Source organism: Pandoraea sp. XJJ-1 (genome assembly GCF_026802345.1).
GTDB classification, from domain to species: Bacteria; Pseudomonadota; Gammaproteobacteria; order Burkholderiales; family Burkholderiaceae; genus Pandoraea; species Pandoraea cepalis.
In genome coordinates, this window is record NZ_CP113827.1 from 4,427,586 (window position 1) to 4,442,452 (window position 14,867).

Below are 14,867 nucleotides of genomic sequence, written 5' to 3' on the forward strand. Positions count from 1 at the left end.
TCAAGCCCCCGGCTTCTGCTTGTTGGTGCTTTCGGCAATCCAGCGCTCAAGATCAGAACGACAGAAGCGCCAGGTTCCCCCCAGCTTGAACGCGGGAATCTCTCCCTTTTGAGCCAGGCGATAGACCGTCCTTTTTCCTGCTTTGAGGTAAACCGCCACCTCTTCAAGTGTGAGGATTTCGTTTTCGGCATCAGTCATCTGCAAACCTTCTCGGTTGGTCTTTCATAGCCTTAGTTTGCCAAGTCTGCTCAATTCTACTAACGAACACTTGTTGCAGGCCACTATTCAGTTGGCGAGTTTCGAAGCTCTCGATAACCCGGTTACCGCGCAGTTCCTATTGTTTGCAGCATGAAGTCGCCCTGATCTCCACGATCAAGCCATTGCTGATCACACAGGAATGGCGCGATGTTGGCTCCGGTCTGGCAGCGCGCCGCGCATCGCGGCGTGCCCATTTTTCTCGTGACGGCCCTGCTGCTGGGTCAGTCCCCGATGGCGTTGGCCGAGTCCCCCGCACAGCGCCAGGAGCTGGTCGCCGCGCTGCGCCAGCTCGATGCGCTGGAGCGCACCGTAGCCGACAGCGCCGCGCGTGCCCCCATCCAGCCGGGCGAGCGCTACCACTTCGATTACCCGCGGCTGCTGGCTGACCTGGCGCGCGTGCGCGCCGGCATCCAGGCCCATCTCACACCGTCGCGTGCCCAGCCGCGCGACCCCTCCGAACTGGCCGGCGACTACCGCACCGAGCGGGCCGCCTCGCCATCGCCGACGACTACGGAAGCCAAGCAATGAACGGCGCCCAGGTCTCGGCATTTCAAGCCAACAGCGGCATCGCACCTTCGGCGATGGCGACCGTCCTGGTCGGCGTCGTGTTCGCGGTCCTGCTCGTGTGGGGCGTCTGGGCCATCCGAACGGCCTACGTGGGGTGGTCCGAGAGCCGCCTCAACCAACGCCAGTTCCTCGGAGTCTGCATCCGCTTCGTCGCGATGTACCTCGTCCTGAGCTTCTTCCTCCTCTCCTGACCTGAAAGGCACGACCATGCAAAACCGCATCCTCCATTCCCGTCTTGCCCAGCGCGCCGCTGTGGCACTGGGCGCCGCCGCGCTGCCCGCGCTGTCGTTTGCGCAAGGCTTGCCGCAGTTGGAGAACCCGACCCGCGGCACCGGCAACGGCATCATGGAAACGATCAGGAACTACGGCTACGACATCATCATGCTCGTGGCGCTCCTGGTCGTGGCGTCGATGTTTATCGGCGTCTGCTACCACGCCTACGGGACCTACGCGGAAATCCACACCGGCCGCAAGACCTGGGGCCAGTTCGGCCTCACCGTCGCGATCGGTGCCGTGCTGCTCGTGATCGGCATCTGGTTGCTCACCGAAGCCACCGGCATCCTGTAAGGCGAGGCCGGTATGTCCGAGCAGCAGCACGTCCGTGCGGACGGGACGGTCACGTTCCTTCCGCACCGGCTCAACCGCCATCCCGTTGTTGTGCGCGGCCTGACCGCCGACGAGCTGTGGATCTGCTGCGGCCTGTCCGGCGCCGCCGGCCTGCTGGTCGGCGCGCCGCTGTCCTGGGCGTTCCGCACGATCGCCATCGCGCCGACGTTCGTCGTCCTGGGTGTGGCCCTGGGCGTCTTCATCGGCGGCGGCATCCTGCGCCGGCTCAAGCGCGGGCGTCCCGACACCTGGCTGTACCGGCAACTGCAATGGCGCATCGCCACGCGCCATCCGCTGATGGCGGGCTGGGTGAGCGGCCACGTGCTGATCTCGCGCTCCGGCTTCTGGACCACCCGAAGGTCTGCCTCAAGGGGGACACGATGAGCCGCTTCAAGAACGAGATCACCCACCTGCAGGCGCACATCAAGACGCTTCGCCTGGGTGCTGGCGCGCTTGTCATCGTCGCCCTAGTCATGGGCGGTGGATGGTGGAGCGCGCCGCGCGACCTGACCATCCACGTCCCGCCCGACCTGCGCTCCGGCAGTACCCGCAAGTGGTGGGAAGTGCCGCCCGAATCGGTCTATGCGTTCACGTTCTACGTGTTCCAGACCCTCAATCGCTGGCCGACGAACGGCGAAGAGGACTACCCGCGCAACCTCCATACGCTCTCGCCGTATCTCACCCCGTCCTGCCAGGCCTTCCTGCGCGCGGACTACGACTACCGCCGCAGCACGGGCGAACTGCGCCAGCGCGTGCGCGGGATTTATGAAATCCCCGGCCGCGGCTACGGCGACGACCCCACGGCGCGCGTGCGCGTGGTCTCTGACCGCGACTGGGTGGTGACGCTCGACATCACCGCCGACGAGTACTACGGCGCCGAGCAGGTCAAGCGCGCGCTCGTGCGCTACCCGGTGAAGGTCACGCGGGTGGACGTCGATCCCGCCCGCAACCCGTTCGGCCTGGCGCTGGACTGCTACGACGGTGCGCCCCAGCGCATCAGCGCCCCGGAGCCGACGCGCCCGGCGCCTGGCGGCCTGTCTCCGCAAGCGCCCCAAGGAGGAAACACCCCATGAAGCATCCTGTACTCGTGCTGCTGGGGCTGCTGGCCGCGGCCGCGGCACCCGTCTCCCATGCTGTGGAGATTCTGCGCTGGGAGCGCATGCCGCTGGCGGTGCCGCTGAAGGTCGGCCAGGAGCGCATCGTGTTCATCGACCGGAACGTCCGCGTGGGCGTGCCTGCGGGCGTGGGCGAACGCCTGCGCGTGCAGAGCGCGGGTGGCGCGGTGTACCTGCGGGCCAGCGAGCCGATCGAGCCCACACGGCTGCAATTGCAGGACGCCGACACGGGCGCGCTGATCCTGCTCGACATCGCGGCCGAGCCGCCCAAGGACGGCGAAGCCGAGCTGGAGCCGGTGCGCATCGTCGAGGGCAGCAGCACCCTGACGCGCTATGGCGATCAGGCAGGCGGTGCCGATGAGGCCCCGGCGCGCGCCCAGGGCCAGGCAGTCGCTCGGGCTGCGCGGCGCGAGACGCCGATTCCGGTCGTCCTGACGCGCTTCGCTGCGCAGAACCTCTACGCGCCCCTGCGCACCGTGGAGCCGCTGCCCGGCGTCATGCGGGTGAACCTGCGCCGCGACCTCGACCTCGGCACGCTGATCCCGACGCTGCCGGTGCGCGCGGTCGCGCTCGCGTCGTGGCGTCTGGAAGACCAGTGGGTCACCGCCGTGCGTCTGATCAACAGCAGCAGCGGCTGGGTCACGCTCGACCCGCGCGTTCTGCAAGGCGATTTCCTCACCGCCACCTTCCAGCACGAAGCGCTCGGCCCCCGCGGGACGCCCGAGGACACGACCGTCCTGTACCTGGTGACGCGCGGGCGCGGCCTGGCGCAGTCAGTGCTGCCGGCGATCCACCGCTTCGACCCGGCTGCGCACCTGCCACAGCCGGAAGCTGAAGCCGGCGACGGCAAGGAGACCCGCCATGCGCAGTAACGGCTTGCTCAAGTGGCTGATGATCCCGGTCGCCTTGCTGGTGCTGTTCGTTGCCATCCGGCTGTTCTCCGGCGGAAGCACGTCGGCACCGCCCGCCGCGGATGCCGGCTCCAAGCTCACGCCGGAGGAAATGAAGGCGTTGGGCATCGAAGGCGATACCCCCCGCGATACCGTGGCAACGCTCGTCGCCCAGGTGAAGCAGTTGCGCACCGAGCTTCAGACCGCGCTGACCGACAACAAGTCGCAGCGCGAGGAAAACCAGCGGCTGCGCCAGCGCGAGAATTCCATCGATCAGCGCATCAATTCGGCCCTCGAATCCGAGCGCTCCAACCTGCGCCGCGACCAGGAACAGGCGGCCAGTGCGCGCCAGCAGACCGAAGGGCTGCTCGCCGACCTGCAGCGGCGTCTGGACAGCATCGGTGGGCGCGGCGGCGGCCATGCCGATCTGCCCGTGGGCCTGGGGCTGCGCGATGGCGACGAGGCCGGCATGGAAGGCGGCATGCGCTGGGTCGAACCGGATGATGCGAAGAAGGCCGAGGGCCGCAACAACGGTCGTGGCGCGGGCAGCGGCATGAGCTTCCCGACGAGCTTCGGCCCGGCGCAAAGCACGCTGGAAACCACCGCGGAAACCGTGGCGAACGCCGGCGCACGTACGGCAGGCGTCAAGAGCGCCAAGCCGGTCTATACCGTGCCGACCAACTCGACACTGATGGGGTCGGTCGCGATGACGGCGCTGATCGGCCGCGTGCCGATCGACGGGACGGTGAACGATCCGTACCCCTTCAAGGTGCTGGTCGGGCCGGACAACCTCACGGCCAATGGCATCGACATTCCCGACGTGGCCGGTGCCGTGTTCAGCGGAACCGCCTCGGGCGACTGGACGCTTTCATGCGTGCGCGGTCAGGTGCGGAGCATCACCTTCGTCTTCCACGACGGCACGATCCGCACGATCCCCGAAGACCGCGAAGGCAATCAGCAGAACAACCAGCAGCGCGACGGCCTGGGCTGGATCAGCGACCCGCACGGCATCCCCTGCGTCAGCGGCGAGCGGCGCAGCAACGCCCAGCAGTACCTCGGCTCCCAGGCCCTGATCACCGCGGCCGGCGCCGGCGTGGCCTCGCTCATCGAAAGCGACAGCGGCCGCATGTCCTACGTCGGCCCGGACGGCGCCATCGGCACCGTGGGCATCAGCGGCCAGGAAGCAGTCGGCCAGATCCTCGCGGGCGGCGTGCGGGACATGTCGGCCTGGGTCAACAAGCTCTATGGCCAGGCCTTCGCCGCCGTGTATGTGCAGCCTGGCGCCAAGGTCGCCGTCCACCTCGAAAAGCCGCTCGCCATCGATCACGACCCCGAAGGCAGGCGCGTCGATCACCGTGCAGGAGAAAGCCATGCGCTCGAACTCGATTAAGGGCCTCGCGCTGGCCCTCGCCGTCGTCGTGCTCGGCGGCTGCGCCACCAGCAAGGAAGAGCTGCTGACCCATAGCGACCGCACCATGATGGACGTCTGGCAGCAGGAAACGGGTGGCGGCGGCAGTGGCACCGGCCAGGTCGCCCGCCGGCAGTTGCTCGACGCGCGCCAGAGCCTGCGCCGGCCGCTGACCGACGCCAATGTGCAGGCCGCGCCCGCCGAGCAGATGCGCTACACGCGCACGGCGCAGAGCGAGGTCTATCGCCAGTTCCAGCGCCTGCCCAATCCCGATCTCGTCATGTACGTGTACCCGCACCTGGCGGGCACGGACCCCGTGCCGGTTCCGGGCTACACGACGGTCTTCCCGCTGTACCAGCGCGTGCAGTACGCCATGCCCGGTGAACGGCTGGAGGACTATTGATGCGCTGGAAACTTCCCTGGCCGAAGCTGGCCGCATCCGGCACCGGCGACGAAGAGAAGCCGGACGGCTGGCAGCGCCACGTCGAGGCCTTGCGCCAGGCCGGCGTCCCCGAACCCGGTGCAGCGGTCCAGGGCCGCAGGCCGGCGACGGTAGCCGACGAGCAGGCGCTGTACGACGTCGCACCGTCGTTCGCGGAACTGCTGCCTTGGGTGGAGTTCCTGCCGCAGTCGAAGTCCATGCTGCTGGAGGATGGGCAGTCGGTCGCTGCCTTCTACGAGCTGGTGCCGCTGGGCACCGAGGGCCGGGAACCCGGCTGGCTCGCGCATGCCCGCGACGCCTTGGAGAACGCGCTCCAGGACTCATTCGATGAGCTGGACGAAAACCCCTGGGTGCTCCAGCTCTACGCCCAGGACGAGCCCAGCTTCGACCAGTACATGCAGACCCTGCGCGACTACGTGCAGCCACGTGCGTGCGGCACGGCATTCACCGAGTTCTACCTGCGCTTCTTCGGCCACCACCTGCGCTCGGTGGCCAAGCCGGGCGGCCTGTTCGAGGACACGGTGGTCACGCGGCTGCGCTGGCGCGGCCAGACGCGGCGTGTGCGCATGGTGGTGTACCGCCGCGCGACCGGACAGGGCCAGGCGAACCGCCGCGGCCAGACACCCGAGCAGATGCTCAGCATCGTCTGCGACCGCCTGTGCGGTGGCCTGGCCAACGCCGGCATTCAGGCCCGGCGCATGGTGGCCGCGGATGTCCACGACTGGCTGCTGCGGTGGTTCAACCCGCGTCCCACGCTGCTCGGACCTGGGGCCGAGGACCGGGAGCGCTTCTATGCGCTGGCCCGCTATCCCGACGAAACCGAAGACGGCGAGATCGAGCTGGCGAGCGGGCGCGACTTCAGCCAGCGGCTGTTCTTCGGTCAGCCGCGCTCGGACGTGGCGCAAGGGGCCTGGTACTTCGATGGCATGCCGCATCGCGTGCTGGTCACCGACCGGCTGCGCATGCCGCCCGGCACGGGGCACCTGACCGGCGAGACCCGCAAGGGCGATGCGATCAACACACTGTTCGACCAGATGCCCGAAGACACGGTGATGTGCCTGACGATGGTCGCCACGCCGCAGGACGTCCTCGAATCGGACCTCAACCATCTGGCGAAAAAAGCCGTGGGCGAGACGCTGGCGTCGGAGCAGACGCTCAAGGACGTGCACGAGGCGCGCTCGCTGATCGGCAGCGCACACAAGCTCTATCGGGGCACGCTGGCGTTCTATCTGCGCGGGCGCGACGAGGCGGAGCTGGACCGGCGCGGGCTGGATCTCGCGAACGTGATGCTCAACGCCGCCCTGCAGCCGGTGCGCGAGGACGACGAGGTGGCGCCGCTCAACAGCTACCTGCGCTGGTTGCCGTGCTGCTACAACCCCAGCAAGGATCGGAAGAAGTGGTACACGCAACTGATGTTCGCCCAGCACGCGGCGAACCTATCGCCGGTGTGGGGCCGTGCCCAGGGCACGGGGCACCCCGGCATCACGATGTTCAATCGCGGAGGCGGCCCGATTACGTTTGACCCCTTGAACAGGTTGGATCGGCAGATGAATGCCCATCTGTTCCTGTTCGGTCCCACGGGCTCGGGCAAGAGCGCCACGCTCAACAACCTGCTGAACCAGATCACCGCGATCTATCGGCCGCGCCTCTTCATCGTGGAGGCTGGAAATTCCTTCGGGCTTTTCAGCGACTTCGCCAAGCGTCTGGGACTGACCGTGAACCGGGTCAAGCTGGCACCCGGCTCGGGCATCAGCCTGGCGCCGTTCGCCGACGCGCGCCGGCTGATCGAAACGCCCAGCGACGTGCAGACGCTCGATGCCGATGCACTGGACGAAGACCTGCCACCGGACGCCTCGGCCATGGATGCGGACGAGCAGCGCGACGTGCTGGGCGAGCTGGAGATCACGGCACGGCTGATGATTACGGGCGGCGAAGACAAGGAAGAGGCGCGGATGACGCGGGCCGATCGCTCGCTGATCCGCCAGTGCATCCTCGACACCGCCGAACATTGCGTGGCGGAGAAGCGCACCGTACTCACGCGCGACGTGCGCAATGCGCTGCGCAACCGTGGCCAGGACCCGACGCTGCCCGAGATGCGCCGTGTGCGGCTGCTGGAGATGGCGGACGCGATGGACATGTTCTGCCAAGGCACGGACGGCGAGATGTTCGACCGCGACGGCACGCCGTGGCCCGAGGCCGACATCACGCTGGTCGATCTGGCGACCTACGCCCGCGAGGGCTACAACGCGCAGCTCTCGATCGCCTACATCAGCCTGATCAGCACGGTGAACAACATCGCCGAGCGCGACCAGTACCTGGGCCGCCCGATCGTCAACGTGACCGACGAAGGTCACGTGATCACCAAGAACCCGCTGCTCGCGCCGTATACCGTGAAAATTACCAAGATGTGGCGCAAATTGGGCGCCTGGTACTGGCTAGCTACACAAAATATCGACGACCTACCGCGCGCCGCGGAGCCGATGCTCAACATGATCGAGTGGTGGATCTGCCTGTCGATGCCCCCCGATGAAGTGGAGAAGATCGCGCGGTTCCGCGAACTGAGCCAAGCGCAGAAAGCGCTGATGCTCTCGGCCCGTAAAGAGGCCGGCAAGTTCACGGAAGGCGTCATCCTCTCCAAGAGCATGGAAGTGCTGTTCCGCGCCGTGCCGCCGAGCCTGTACCTCGCGCTTGCGCAGACCGAACCCGAAGAAAAGGCCGAGCGCTACCAGCTCATGCAGCAGCACGGGGTCAGCGAACTGGATGCCGCCTTCAAGGTGGCCGAGAAGATCGACCGGGCGCGCGGCATCGAGTCGCCGGCCCTGGACCTGCCCTGATTCTGCCGTACACCGGAGAACGCCATGGAACAGAAACGCCCATCCATTCCGATGCAGGTCCAGGCGTTCCGCCGTCGGCGCTGGCGGCCCCGCTGGCCCTGGGCGTTGGCCGCCGTGGTGGTTGCGCTGCTGCTGATCTGGCTCGTATCCCGCTCGCCTGGCGAGTCCACGCCTCAGACTTCGGCGCCGTCTAGCGAGACGCAGGTGGCTGGGCCTCCGTGGCAGATGGGCAACCCGGACGGCCGTTTCACGCTGACGCTCTACGCGGACCTCGAATGCCCGTTCTGCCGCTCTTACTTTCCGGTGCTCAAGCGCTGGGTGGACGGCAACGCCGACGTGGCCTTGCAATGGCACCACCTGCCATTGGCCGCGCATGAGCCGGCCGCGTCCGCCGAAGCGCGCCTGGCGGAATGCGCGGGCGAAGCCGGCGGCCATGCCGCCTTCTGGCAGGCCGTCGAATGGGTCTATGCCCACACGCGCAGCGACAGCCAGGGCTTGCCCGAGGGCCTTCGCTACCCCGACCTGACGCCAGCGATCGAGCAGTGCCTGGCGAGCGAGCGGCCCGATGCGCCGATCCGCACCCAAGCGGCGGAAGCCACGAACAGCGGCGTGACCGCCACGCCGTCGCTGCGGCTGCACGATCGCCAGACCGGCAAGGCAATCCTGCTGCAGGGGCCGATCGAGGGCGACGCCTTGCTGTCGGCCATGGACATGCTGGCGGCCGACGATCCCGCCGCCACACCCACATCGGAATCGGAAATGCCTGCCGACGTCGTCGGCGACATGCCCAGGTAGCCCCGGTCTTCAAGGCTACGGCGCAGGCCTCTGCGCTGACCGCGACCCGTTCGCTTCGCATCCTGGCCGCGGACGATCACCGCAGCCGTGGTGATGGATGCACCTTGTTCGTTCTCATCCCCAGGAGGGCTTGCCCTCCAGGGCGCGCGTCCTCCGATCTCACCGTCTGGAGGTTCGCCATGTCTTTCGTCGTCAATGACTCCTCTATGGAGTCGCTTTCCGCCGTCGCTGCCCAGCACGAGGACTGGATCATCCAGCAAGCCATCGTGCTGCTGGAGAGACGGATCTTCAAAGCTGGACCGTGCCTCAGCCAACCGGCCGCCGTGCGGGACTACCTGCGCCTGAAACTGGTCGCTGAGCCCAATGAGATATTCGCTGCCGTGTTCCTGGACAGCATGCACCAGGTTCTGGCCTACGAGCCGCTGTTCAAGGGCACGATCAACTCGACGTCGGTCTATCCGCGTGTCGTTGTGCAGCGTGTCCTGCAGTTGAATGCCGCCGCGGTGGTCTTCGCCCACCAGCATCCCTCGGGTGTCTCCGAGCCGTCGAGCGCGGATCGCATGCTGACCCAGCAACTGCAAGCCGCGCTGGCGCTCATCGATGTGCGGGTACTGGACCACATCATCGTCGGCCAAGGCGCGCCGTTCTCCTTTGCGGAGTCGGGCCTGCTGTAACGGTCGCATCGCTTCGTCGATCAACGCGGGGGCTTCGGCCTCCGCTTTTTTCTTTGCGCCGACACAAGCAGGTATGCGGGGTAGCCGCGATGCGCATTGTTTGTTGGGGCCACATGGGGTTCAGCGTTTGACTATGGCCCTGATCAACTTTTCGGGGCGCGTGACATGCCAGCAGCTTTTTCCAGGTTCGCGCCAGGCTGGCGAACCCTTAGCTTGGCCGTGGCCCTGCCGGCGGCTCTGGCCGTCCTCAGCCCGGCCACCTTCGCCGCCGACGTGCTGGTCGTCACCGACAGCCGCCATTCGGTGAAGATCATGGGTGGCGAGCGGCTGATCGAGCTGGACGAAGGACCCCGGATCGAGGCCGAGCTTTCCGCGAGCCTGCCTACCGACCCCGACCAGGCGACAGCCATGGTCAAGCGCCGGCTGAGCACCGGCGGCGCCGATCTCCAGCGCCGCATCGCTTCCGCCTACCAGGGCGTGACCGACGCATGGAGCTTGGGCATCACCAGCATCCCGGCCGTCGTGGTGGACCAGCGCTATGTGGTCTATGGCGAGCCGGACGTCGCCCGGGCCGTCGCGCGCATTGAGCAGCACCGGAGGACGCAGCCATGACGCGCCCATTCAATCTGCTGCGCCGCCTGCGCGTGGCCGTGGCCTCGCTGCTGCTGGCCAGCGCCACGGGCAGCTATGCGCTGAACACTGCCACCATCGTCTCGTCGGTCATGTCGCCGGACTGCCTGGAGTACCGGGTGGTGGGCATCTGCTACTGGCTGTATTGCACCTATGGCGGCTGCTCGGTGCGCACCTCCGTGAAGGTCAGGCACTACGTGCCCGATGCGGTCGTCTCCAGCTACAGCAACACCGGCGAGAACCCCTGGGTCGAGGTGCAGGCGATGAGCACGCCCAATCCCTCCGCACAGGCCGGCGGCGATGGGACCACGAACGAGGATCACGAAAACAACCTCGCCAAATTCAAGAACGCCGATGTCATCGGCCATCCCGGCGGCGAGGTGTTCAACCAGTTCGCCTCGTCCTCGGGCTATTTCTGCCAAGGCGCGGGCACGGCCTTCATGCCGTATCTGCTCAGCACCCTGGACACGCTGGCCTGGCGCTACAACGTGCCCGAGATGGCCTACCCGGAGGCGCTGATCCCGGGCCGGCGCGAGGTGGGTGCGCGCACCACGATGAACCTCTGGGGCAATGTCTATCCGCGCGGCGGCTTCCTGCACCAGACCGACGACCACAAGTCCGGGGCCGTCGTGGCCCAGCGCGCCGGTGATGTCGTCACGCGGCGCGGGCAGTTGCACGTGTACCAGCCGCTGCTCGCCAACGCCCGTGACGGCTACTGGCCGGCCGGCGCACTGATGGAAGGCGATGCCTCGACCGGCAAGTGGCAGGAGCTGACGCCGCGCCTGTCCAACACCTGCGTGGTGTTCCCCCACAGCGGCACGCTGACCCAGGCCCAGCAAGGCGACTACGCCTGGGCGCTGTGGCGTCCCTATGCGTGCTGCGAACGTCGGGGCCAGGTGTTCCTCGGCAGCGTCGATTTCCTCTGAGGTGCCACGATGAAGCGTCCTGAACCGAAGAACCTGTCCACCAAGGCGTGCCGTGTTCTGCGCCCGACGGCACTGGCCGGCACGCTCGCCCTGGTCTGCGGCCTGGCATGGGCGCAGGTTGGATACCAGAACAGCGGCCCCGTCATTGGCGATGACGTCATGTACTCGATCGGCGGCGGCAGCGCGGTGTCCATGGGCCGCGCGGCTGGCATGCGCTCCATCGGGGTCGGCGTGGGGTGGAACAGCAACCTGATCTGCGGCGACATGAGCATCCAGACCACGCTGCGCAATCAGCTCAACGGCATCACGAACGGCTTCCAGCAGATCATGAGCAACGTGATCCAGAGCGCCACCAGCGCGGTGGCGTCCCTGCCGGCGCTGATCATCCAGCGCGCCGATCCGGGCCTGTATAACCTGCTGACCAACGGCGTGCTGCAGGCGCGGCTGGACTTCGACCGCTCCAAGCTGACGTGCCGCGCGATGGCCGAGAAGATGGCCGAGACGGCGGGCGGCCAACTCGGATGGAGCCAGGTGGCCGAAGGCATGGCGCTGCGGGACGCGGTATCGAGCACGGACGCCGTGTCTGCGATCGAGCAGGCCGAGACGCGCCGCGGTAACGACGGCGTTCCCTGGGTGGGCGGCAGCAATGCCGGCGGCGCGGGCCAGTCCGCCATCCGGGTGGTCGGCGACGTCACCCGCGCGGGCTACAACCTGGTCAACGGGCGCGGCGTGACCGACACGTCCTCCATCTCGCCCGCCAGTTGCGCGAGCCTCTCCTGCCAGACGTGGACGTCGCCGCAGCAGGCAACCGAATGGGCCACGCGGGTCCTCGGAGAACAGGTGCAGCGCACGTGCGATTCCTGCACCAAGACCGAGACGGTGCCCGGCGTCGGGCTGACGCCGCTGATCCAGGAGGAGTACGAGGCGAAGCTGGAAGTTCTGCAGGAGCTGATTGCCGGCACGCGCAACACGACGTTCGAGAACCTGCGCGAGGCCGGCAGCACGTCGCTGCCGATCACGCGCGGCGTCATCGAGGCGCTGCGCGACGAGCCCGACCAGGACCTGCTGGCGCGGCGCCTCGCGTCCGAGGTGGCGCTGTCGTCGGTGCTGGAGAAGGCGTTGTTGCTCCAGCGCACGCTGCTCACGGGTAAGAAGGAGCCCAATGTCGCGGCGAACGAGTTGGCGGTCGAGGCCGTGAACCACGAGAGCGACACGCTCGACCGGGAGATTCGCAACCTGAAAACGGAGCTGGAGCTGCGCCGCGAGCTGGCGAACAACTCGCCGATGGCGATCATCCAGCGCCACGGTACGCGCGCGGCCGGCTCGCGCGGCATCTACGAGGGCGATCCGGTGCCCGACCGCCTCGACCAGTTGCAGAAGGGCAATCCGGGGAATCGGCCATGAGCGCGGTGCGCATGACCTGGCGCCCCTTGCGCTGGCTGTTCAGCCGGCGCGCGGCGAAGGCGCTGCTGTGGACGGTGGTGATCGTCGCCGCTGCGGCGGGAGCCAACATCGCCGGCATCTACCTGGTCGGCAGCGTGGCCGGCTGGGAGCGGTGGCTGGCGGCCTCTGCGGGGTACTTCTTCATCTGGCGGCTGTGCCTCTACGGGGCGACGGCCTATGGCTGGGTCTGGATGCGCCGGCGGCTGCTGGCGCGTGAAGACCAGGACGGGACAGATGGGCAGGCACGGCGCCGCCTGATGCGCAGCGAGATCGCGGGCGTCGTCGCCATCGTGGCGCTGGAAGCCAGCCTGTTGATGCAGGGCTGAGGGGAGATTCGGACCATGACGCTCTTCACGACCGACTACCTGGAGTACTACCTGACGCTGGTGTCCTGGATCGTCCACAACGGCATCTGGGCCGTGCTGGTATCCAGTGGCGTCTTCGCGCTGCCGTTCGTCGCCATCATCGTGCAGGAGTGGCTAAAGGCCCGCTCGGAAGGTGCCGACGAGGGCAACAAAGGCGTGCTCTCGGCCGCGCGTATCGAGAACCGGGTGTTCGTGGCCATCGTGGTGGTGATGTTCGCCGGCATCCCGTTCATCGACGTGGATCTCAACACCATCCAGTACGACAGCTCGCGCTCGGCGCAGTGCCAGGTCAGCGTGCCGCAGCCTACGGAGACCGGCTGGTCGCAGTCCTTCAGCACCATCAACAGCCAGTCGGCGAAGGTGCCGGTCTGGTGGGCTTTCATGCACGCGCTCTCGCGCGCCGTCACGGGCGCATCGGTGGCGGCGATTCCCTGCGGCACCGATCTGCGGCAGATGCGCATGGAGATCGACGCGACGCGCATCGACGACCCGGTGCTGGCCCAGGAAGTGGCGGATTTCTCGCGGGATTGCTATGGGGCTGCGCGCGCCAAGCTGTTCATGCAGCGCCCGAACCTCGATGAGGCGCAGATGCACGACGTGACCTGGATCGGCTCGCGCTTCTTCACGGACACGAGCGGCTACTACGACACCTATCGCTCCAGCACGCCACGCGAGGACTGGCCCTACGACAGCACCCGCGACGCAGGGCTTGCGCAGGTAGCGAGCGGTGGCGGCTACCCGACCTGCCGCCAGTGGTGGAGCGATGGAAGCAACGGCCTGCGGTCACGCCTGCTGGGTCGGGTGGACCCGAGCCTGTTGAATCGCCTGGCGAGCTGGGCCGGATTCCTGAGCCGGGCCGACGTGGACGACTCAGTAATCCGCGCCATCGCGTCACCGAGGCAGCAGAAGTTGAACCAGGGTAGCGTCTATACGGACTATGGCGGCCAGATCGACAAGACATTGCCGAACATCGTGACACGGGCCACGGGGGACGTTGGGATGGCAGTCGGTGCGCTTGCTGCGTTTCCCGCCATGGACGTCGTGAGACAGTCTCTGCCCATGGTCCTCGCCTTGCTCAAGATGGCGCTGGTCATCTGCATCCCACTCGTGCTGGTCGTGGGCACCTATGACCTGAAGACGGTCGTCACGGTCAGCGTCGTGCAATTCGCGCTGTTCTTCGTGGATTTCTGGTTCCAGCTCGCTCGCTGGATCGACAGCACTATCCTCGATGCGCTCTATGGCTGGGGCTTTGGCTGGAACCGGCCACACACGAACTTCGACCCGCTGGTGGGGCTGAACAATGCGTTCGGCGACATGCTCTTGATGTTCGTCGCGGGCACGATGTTCCTGGTGCTGCCAGGATTCTGGCTGGCAAGCCTGACCTGGGTTGGAATTCGGGCCGGACATGCCATTCAGGGGCTGTCGGACGGCAGCAAGAGCGCCGGCCAAGCCGGGGGCAAGGGGGCTGGGGCACTGACGGGAGGCAAGCTGAAGTAGCCCGGAGTCCGTCAGTCGTCGGTGTACAACTCGTGCGACGTATCGTTGTACAGATTGGGATCGTAGCCCGGTGTCTTGCGCAGTTCTGTGAGATCGGTGAAAGGCCACTCGTCCTCGTCAGAGGTATTGGCAGCAGCAGCCCACGCCGCCGCCACGACGCCCAACAACACGAGTGCGAACCAAAAAGCAACGTAGAGCAGCAATCCCACCACAGACAGCTTGACCACCCACACGAGCGCGGTGGCAACGGCCGCCGGCACCCCTTTGGACACCAACCAGTTCGACGCCCGACGTTCGCCGTGCGCGTAGGCGCGCCATCCGCGGCCAAAGGTGCGGCCGAGGCGCTCTGCGGTGCTGATGCGGGTCGTGGTGTTCATGGTCGTCTCCTGCTACAGAGGGATGCCTATTCCAGTTTGG

General features: G+C 67.1%; 18 protein-coding genes. 16 read left to right on the forward strand and 2 right to left on the reverse strand.

What is annotated here, in order from left to right; translation table 11 throughout:
• Complete coding sequence (locus OYT13_RS20375; protein ID WP_023095491.1) at positions 1–198, reverse strand: helix-turn-helix domain-containing protein; 198 nt, start codon at positions 196–198, stop codon at positions 1–3.
• Between the two features lie 207 nt (positions 199–405).
• Between OYT13_RS20375 and OYT13_RS20380 the strand changes: the two genes are divergently transcribed.
• The 16 genes from OYT13_RS20380 to OYT13_RS20455 all read left to right on the forward strand — a co-directional run bounded on the left by OYT13_RS20380 (position 406) and on the right by OYT13_RS20455 (position 14,450).
• A complete protein-coding gene (locus OYT13_RS20380) occupies positions 406–786 on the forward strand; it encodes an integrative conjugative element protein, RAQPRD family (protein WP_033999109.1) in 381 nt (126 codons plus the stop codon).
• Positions 783–1,016, forward strand: coding sequence for a TIGR03758 family integrating conjugative element protein (locus OYT13_RS20385; protein WP_003050225.1), 234 nt, complete (start codon positions 783–785; stop codon positions 1,014–1,016). The genes OYT13_RS20380 and OYT13_RS20385 overlap by 4 nt, the downstream gene beginning before the upstream one ends.
• 16 nt (positions 1,017–1,032) lie before the next feature.
• Positions 1,033–1,392, forward strand: coding sequence for a TIGR03745 family integrating conjugative element membrane protein (locus OYT13_RS20390; protein ID WP_023095489.1), 360 nt, complete (start codon positions 1,033–1,035; stop codon positions 1,390–1,392).
• 12 nt (positions 1,393–1,404) lie between these two features.
• A complete protein-coding gene (locus tag OYT13_RS20395) occupies positions 1,405–1,815 on the forward strand; it encodes a TIGR03750 family conjugal transfer protein (RefSeq protein WP_023095488.1) in 411 nt (136 codons plus the stop codon).
• Complete coding sequence (locus OYT13_RS20400) at positions 1,812–2,504, forward strand: PFL_4703 family integrating conjugative element protein (RefSeq protein ID WP_003821110.1); 693 nt, start codon at positions 1,812–1,814, stop codon at positions 2,502–2,504. The genes OYT13_RS20395 and OYT13_RS20400 overlap by 4 nt, the downstream gene beginning before the upstream one ends.
• Positions 2,501–3,418 carry a TIGR03749 family integrating conjugative element protein gene (locus OYT13_RS20405; RefSeq protein WP_033999106.1) on the forward strand — a complete coding sequence of 306 codons (918 nt, stop codon included), beginning with the start codon at positions 2,501–2,503 and terminating at the stop codon, positions 3,416–3,418. The genes OYT13_RS20400 and OYT13_RS20405 overlap by 4 nt, the downstream gene beginning before the upstream one ends.
• Positions 3,408–4,826 carry a TIGR03752 family integrating conjugative element protein gene (locus OYT13_RS20410; protein ID WP_033999105.1) on the forward strand — a complete coding sequence of 473 codons (1,419 nt, stop codon included), beginning with the start codon at positions 3,408–3,410 and terminating at the stop codon, positions 4,824–4,826. The genes OYT13_RS20405 and OYT13_RS20410 overlap by 11 nt, the downstream gene beginning before the upstream one ends.
• Entirely contained in the window at positions 4,807–5,247 is a 441-nt protein-coding gene (locus OYT13_RS20415) for a TIGR03751 family conjugal transfer lipoprotein (protein WP_033999104.1), read from the forward strand. The genes OYT13_RS20410 and OYT13_RS20415 overlap by 20 nt, the downstream gene beginning before the upstream one ends.
• Positions 5,247–8,120: a conjugative transfer ATPase gene (locus tag OYT13_RS20420; RefSeq protein WP_033999102.1), complete on the forward strand. Its 2,874-nt coding sequence runs from the start codon at positions 5,247–5,249 to the stop codon at positions 8,118–8,120. The genes OYT13_RS20415 and OYT13_RS20420 overlap by 1 nt, the downstream gene beginning before the upstream one ends.
• Before the next feature lie 24 nt (positions 8,121–8,144).
• Positions 8,145–8,915: a DsbA family protein gene (locus tag OYT13_RS20425; protein WP_033999100.1), complete on the forward strand. Its 771-nt coding sequence runs from the start codon at positions 8,145–8,147 to the stop codon at positions 8,913–8,915.
• A gap of 179 nt (positions 8,916–9,094) precedes the next feature.
• On the forward strand, positions 9,095–9,589 hold the full coding sequence (radC, locus tag OYT13_RS20430; protein ID WP_033999098.1) for a RadC family protein: 495 nt from the start codon (positions 9,095–9,097) through the stop codon (positions 9,587–9,589).
• A 165-nt stretch (positions 9,590–9,754) separates the two neighbouring features.
• On the forward strand, positions 9,755–10,201 hold the full coding sequence (locus OYT13_RS20435; protein WP_033999097.1) for a TIGR03757 family integrating conjugative element protein: 447 nt from the start codon (positions 9,755–9,757) through the stop codon (positions 10,199–10,201).
• Positions 10,198–11,145: a TIGR03756 family integrating conjugative element protein gene (locus OYT13_RS20440; RefSeq protein WP_033999095.1), complete on the forward strand. Its 948-nt coding sequence runs from the start codon at positions 10,198–10,200 to the stop codon at positions 11,143–11,145. Before OYT13_RS20435 ends, OYT13_RS20440 begins: the two co-directional genes overlap by 4 nt.
• Before the next feature lie 9 nt (positions 11,146–11,154).
• Positions 11,155–12,549 carry an integrating conjugative element protein gene (locus OYT13_RS20445; protein WP_033999093.1) on the forward strand — a complete coding sequence of 465 codons (1,395 nt, stop codon included), beginning with the start codon at positions 11,155–11,157 and terminating at the stop codon, positions 12,547–12,549.
• On the forward strand, positions 12,546–12,914 hold the full coding sequence (locus OYT13_RS20450) for a hypothetical protein (RefSeq protein WP_033999091.1): 369 nt from the start codon (positions 12,546–12,548) through the stop codon (positions 12,912–12,914). Before OYT13_RS20445 ends, OYT13_RS20450 begins: the two co-directional genes overlap by 4 nt.
• Before the next feature lie 15 nt (positions 12,915–12,929).
• The gene (locus tag OYT13_RS20455) at positions 12,930–14,450 is read left to right on the forward strand and encodes a conjugal transfer protein TraG N-terminal domain-containing protein (protein ID WP_033999089.1); all 1,521 of its coding nucleotides are present in this window, start codon (positions 12,930–12,932) and stop codon (positions 14,448–14,450) included.
• Positions 14,451–14,461: 11 nt separating this feature from the next.
• Here the strand turns inward: OYT13_RS20455 and OYT13_RS20460 are convergent, their stop codons facing one another.
• Positions 14,462–14,827, reverse strand: a complete 366-nt coding sequence (locus tag OYT13_RS20460; RefSeq protein ID WP_033999086.1) for a DUF3742 family protein — start codon at positions 14,825–14,827, stop codon at positions 14,462–14,464.
• Positions 14,828–14,867: the final 40 nt, after the last annotated feature.

Coding starts and splice junctions, on each gene's coding strand:
- OYT13_RS20460 (WP_033999086.1), bottom strand. CDS start 14,827: ATGAACACCACGACCCGCATCAGCACCGCAGAGCGCCTCGGCCGCACC.
- OYT13_RS20390 (WP_023095489.1), top strand. CDS start 1,033: ATGCAAAACCGCATCCTCCATTCCCGTCTTGCCCAGCGCGCCGCTGTG.
- OYT13_RS20420 (WP_033999102.1), top strand. CDS start 5,247: ATGCGCTGGAAACTTCCCTGGCCGAAGCTGGCCGCATCCGGCACCGGC.
- OYT13_RS20375 (WP_023095491.1), bottom strand. CDS start 198: ATGACTGATGCCGAAAACGAAATCCTCACACTTGAAGAGGTGGCGGTT.
- radC (WP_033999098.1), top strand. CDS start 9,095: ATGTCTTTCGTCGTCAATGACTCCTCTATGGAGTCGCTTTCCGCCGTC.
- OYT13_RS20380 (WP_033999109.1), top strand. CDS start 406: ATGTTGGCTCCGGTCTGGCAGCGCGCCGCGCATCGCGGCGTGCCCATT.
- OYT13_RS20425 (WP_033999100.1), top strand. CDS start 8,145: ATGGAACAGAAACGCCCATCCATTCCGATGCAGGTCCAGGCGTTCCGC.
- OYT13_RS20450 (WP_033999091.1), top strand. CDS start 12,546: ATGAGCGCGGTGCGCATGACCTGGCGCCCCTTGCGCTGGCTGTTCAGC.
- OYT13_RS20415 (WP_033999104.1), top strand. CDS start 4,807: ATGCGCTCGAACTCGATTAAGGGCCTCGCGCTGGCCCTCGCCGTCGTC.
- OYT13_RS20445 (WP_033999093.1), top strand. CDS start 11,155: ATGAAGCGTCCTGAACCGAAGAACCTGTCCACCAAGGCGTGCCGTGTT.
- OYT13_RS20400 (WP_003821110.1), top strand. CDS start 1,812: ATGAGCCGCTTCAAGAACGAGATCACCCACCTGCAGGCGCACATCAAG.
- OYT13_RS20385 (WP_003050225.1), top strand. CDS start 783: ATGAACGGCGCCCAGGTCTCGGCATTTCAAGCCAACAGCGGCATCGCA.
- OYT13_RS20405 (WP_033999106.1), top strand. CDS start 2,501: ATGAAGCATCCTGTACTCGTGCTGCTGGGGCTGCTGGCCGCGGCCGCG.
- OYT13_RS20435 (WP_033999097.1), top strand. CDS start 9,755: ATGCCAGCAGCTTTTTCCAGGTTCGCGCCAGGCTGGCGAACCCTTAGC.
- OYT13_RS20455 (WP_033999089.1), top strand. CDS start 12,930: ATGACGCTCTTCACGACCGACTACCTGGAGTACTACCTGACGCTGGTG.
- OYT13_RS20440 (WP_033999095.1), top strand. CDS start 10,198: ATGACGCGCCCATTCAATCTGCTGCGCCGCCTGCGCGTGGCCGTGGCC.
- OYT13_RS20395 (WP_023095488.1), top strand. CDS start 1,405: ATGTCCGAGCAGCAGCACGTCCGTGCGGACGGGACGGTCACGTTCCTT.
- OYT13_RS20410 (WP_033999105.1), top strand. CDS start 3,408: ATGCGCAGTAACGGCTTGCTCAAGTGGCTGATGATCCCGGTCGCCTTG.